Source organism: Cryobacterium sp. M23 (genome assembly GCF_002929655.1).
GTDB classification, from domain to species: domain Bacteria; phylum Actinomycetota; class Actinomycetes; order Actinomycetales; family Microbacteriaceae; genus Cryobacterium; species Cryobacterium sandaracinum.
Genome location: NZ_PJJV01000021.1, coordinates 1 through 3,537, shown reverse-complemented (window position 1 = coordinate 3,537; position 3,537 = coordinate 1). Strand labels below are relative to the sequence as shown.

Below are 3,537 nucleotides of genomic sequence, written 5' to 3'. Positions count from 1 at the left end.
GTTTGTGTTTCTCGTGTTCCATTTGTCTATCCAATCCTGAATTCAGGAGGACTGTCCGGAAACACCGGGTCACCCCAGGCGTTCCGACCGGCGTGTCGCGAAAATCTCCGAGGTTACGTCAGCGCGATCGGCACGCATGTCCCGGGTCGCGCGGCAGGTTCGGGTCACCGGGTCCCGGCAAGCTCGACCGCCGACGGGCGCCTACGTCAGGGCGATCTGCACCAGGGCGGCGCACGCGCACGCCCAGATCAAGCTCGCCAGCGTGCCGATGATGAACCGCTCCCGGGCCTCGGCCGTGGCCAGCTCGGTGAAGCGGCCGACGCCCTTGATCGCCACGACGACCGCGATGGCCTCCGGGAAGCCCGCCAGGATCGCGCCGGTTACGGCGAGGCGCTCCAGGATTCCGATCATCAATCCACCGCGCAGCACCTCGTGCACGAAAGTGCCGTGCGTTCCGGCCGTCCCCTCACCATCGGGTGCACCGGTGGCAACCGGTGCATCCGGTGCGCCGGCATCAACCCCGGACGCGCGGCCCGACTCCGGCGTCACGGGAGCGCCGCCGTTCTCGACCAGGATCCCGCCGTGCTGGCCTTGGGGCACGGAGTTGTTCGTGGCCAGCCTCAGCGCAAGCAGCGCCGCCGGGCCGCCGCCGACCACGGCGAGACCGAGGGCCACCATGCCGAGGAGCACGGCCGACACGGTCGCGCCTCCGGGCGAGGGGAGGGCGGCGATCATCAGGGCCGCAGCGAGGGCGCCGCCGGAGACCGCGGCGAACTGCGGCTTCTGGTGCCGGAACGCGAGGATGGCGAAGACCAGCGAGCCGGTGGTGACGACCAGGAGGGACATCCAGTAGAGGTAGGCAACGATCGGGAAGGACGAGGAGATCATGCGGCAGGGTCCGTTTCGGTCGTGGCGTGCTCGAGGTTCTCCAGCAGCCTAACGAGTGCGGGCTGGGCGGACTGGTCGACCCTCCAGAGGGCGATTCGGATGCGCTGGCTGACGGCGGCGGGGGAAATGCCGAGCTCGGCGGCGATCTCCACTTGGGATATCCCGCTCGCCAGCAGGTCGATGGCCGCCCAGCCCTCCTGCGAGCGACGCTGGCGAAGGAGCAGCAGATTGGTGATGAGCGCTTCCACCCCGTCGGCGTCGAGCAGCGGAGCAGAGCGGCCAGCAGTACGGCCAGCAGTACGGCCAGCGGCCGGATCAACCTCGAGACTGAACCGGGCCTCGGCCTTCTTTGCCCGCGTCACGGCCGCCCGCGCCGCGACGAACGCACCGCCGGAGGCCTGCCGGGTTGTTTCTGGAAGAGGGGTTCGCACCTCGCCGATGCCGAGCCCGATGCTCCAATGGCCCGCGCGATGCAGCGCGAGAACGGCGGCAAGGGCCGTGCCGGCGTCGGGCAGCAGTAGCTGGATCTCATCGCCGGACGTCTGGTCGGGCGGCAGCGTGAACGCCGGGCCGTACGCGGCCACGAGCTCGGCGATCATCTCGCCGGCCCGATCGCGATCGTTGCGGCTGTCGACCTGGTCGGCCGTGATGACGAACATGGGCGGGACCTCCGACGGAGTTGGCGGGCTGATATGAAGCTTCCACGATGAATCTACACCAATTCAGCCTATAGGCTTAATATTTGCCGATCAAGGTGTGGTCCTGAATTCCCGGGCAGCGAGTCGGGCGCTGATATCCTTGGCTCGTGTCAGATCCAGCCATCCTCGCCCTGCAAGCCAACGACCCGACCTTCGACGACGTCTGGGAGGAGATCTCCTGGCGAGGCCTGGTGCAGGTGTCCACCGACACCACCGAACTGCGTGAGCTGCTCGCCGGCCCGCCGGTCACGTTCTACTGCGGCTTCGACCCGACCGCCCCGAGCCTGCACCTCGGCAACCTCGTGCAGCTGCTGCTCATGCGCCGGCTGCAGCTGGCCGGGCATAAGCCCCTCGGCCTGGTCGGCGGGTCCACCGGGCTGATCGGTGACCCGCGCCCCACGGCCGAGCGCACCCTGAACTCTCGGGATGTCGTCGGCGAGTGGGTGGGCTACCTCCAGGCCCAGGTCTCGCGCTTTCTGAGCTCGGAGGGCGACAACGCCGTCACCCTGGTGAACAACCTGGACTGGACCGCCCCGCTCAGTGCCATCGATTTCCTGCGCGACATCGGCAAGTACTTCCGGGTCGGCAGCATGCTCAAGAAGGATGCCGTGAGCGCCCGGCTGAATTCCGACGTCGGCATCAGCTACACCGAATTCAGTTACCAGGTTCTTCAGGGGATGGACTTCCTCGAGCTCTTCCGCACGTACGGCTGCGTGCTGCAGACCGGAGGCAGCGACCAGTGGGGCAACCTCACCAGCGGCATCGACCTCATCCGCAAGGCGGAGGGGGAGAGCGCCCACGCCATCGGCACCCCGCTGATCACGAACAGCGACGGCACCAAGTTCGGCAAGAGCGAGGGCAACGCGGTCTGGCTCGACCCCACCCTCACCAGCCCGTACGCGTTCTACCAGTTCTGGCTCAACACCGACGATGCCGATGTCCTCAACCGGCTGAAGGTGTTCACCTTCCTCACCCGGTCCGACATCGAGGAGCTCGCGGGTGCCGTGGCGACGGAACCGTTCAAACGCCTCGCCCAGCGCACGCTCGCCGTGTCCGTGACCAGCCTTGTTCACGGCCGTGCCGCGACGGATGCCGCCATCCAGGCCGCGCATGCCCTCTTCGGCCAGGGTGAGCTGTCCGATCTCGACGAGGCCACCCTCGAAGCCGCGCTGCGAGAACTCCCGAACACGACGACCGCCCCGCACGCCCCCGTGGTGCAGCTGCTGGTCGACACCGGACTCAGCATGAGTCTGAGCGAAGCCCGCCGTGCCATCAGCCAGGGTGGGGTCTATCTCAACAACGTGAAGGTGCTGAGCGATGACCAGACCATCGAGGGTGCCGTGCTTCCCGGGGGAGTGGCCGTGCTCCGCCGCGGGAAGAAGACCCTGGCCGGCGTTTTCGTCGTCTGATTCAGAGACGGATGTCGCCTGGTCGTTCCGCCCTGTTGGGGCGTGACACGCCCGGGCGGTTGCTGGTTTTGACGGCCCGGTGTGACGGCCGTAATGTATTCAAACGTACCCCACAGGTGCGGAAAGCCGCAGAGCTTCCCGGCCTCACGTGGAACCACAGTTTTTCGCTTCGTCTCATGCTTGTTCCTGTTTCAGGTGAGTGTGGGGGAGGCCTAAGATGGTAACTCTCTCCGGCTGCGTGTCTGGTCTGGTGGGTGGTTGTCCGAGTCGCTTTGGCGCACTCGGAATCGGCTGCTTTCCGTGATTTGACAGGGATTAGTCGGGCAGCTAAGTTATACAAGTTGCCTCGAAGCGACAGCCCGTGGGGCCTGAAGTCGAGTGCGTCCGATCCTTGAGAACTCAACAGCGTGCACAATGTCAAATGCCAAAAACCTCGGCCGTAGGGCTCCTTTCTAGGGGGCACCGCGGAAGAGATTCCTTTGGAAAACATTTAAACAACAAAGCAAGTCAGTAATGATTTGTTCTGTCAGTTTCAAACTTGC

At 65.8% G+C, this 3,537-nt stretch carries 3 protein-coding genes; 1 reads left to right on the top strand and 2 read right to left on the bottom strand.

The genetic code is table 11. From position 1 onward, the window contains the following. Positions 1-201: 201 nt before the first annotated feature. Both CXY82_RS00220 and CXY82_RS00215 read right to left on the bottom strand, forming a co-directional pair. Positions 202-888 (bottom strand): hypothetical protein, encoded by a 687-nt coding sequence (locus tag CXY82_RS00220; protein ID WP_104169170.1) that lies wholly within the window; start codon positions 886-888, stop codon positions 202-204. After that, positions 885-1,547 (bottom strand): winged helix-turn-helix transcriptional regulator, encoded by a 663-nt coding sequence (locus CXY82_RS00215; RefSeq protein ID WP_104169169.1) that lies wholly within the window; start codon positions 1,545-1,547, stop codon positions 885-887. Before CXY82_RS00215 ends, CXY82_RS00220 begins: the two co-directional genes overlap by 4 nt. Before the next feature lie 146 nt (positions 1,548-1,693). Here CXY82_RS00215 and tyrS point away from each other — a divergent pair, with 146 nt between their 5' ends. Further along, entirely contained in the window at positions 1,694-2,995 is a 1,302-nt protein-coding gene (gene tyrS / locus CXY82_RS00210; RefSeq protein WP_233199087.1) for a tyrosine--tRNA ligase, read from the top strand. Positions 2,996-3,537: the final 542 nt, after the last annotated feature.

What these genes read in the sequence shown, in the direction of transcription:
- CXY82_RS00220 (WP_104169170.1), bottom strand. Translation starts at nt 888, where the DNA reads ATGATCTCCTCGTCCTTCCCGATCGTTGCCTACCTCTACTGGATGTCC.
- CXY82_RS00215 (WP_104169169.1), bottom strand. Translation starts at nt 1,547, where the DNA reads ATGTTCGTCATCACGGCCGACCAGGTCGACAGCCGCAACGATCGCGAT.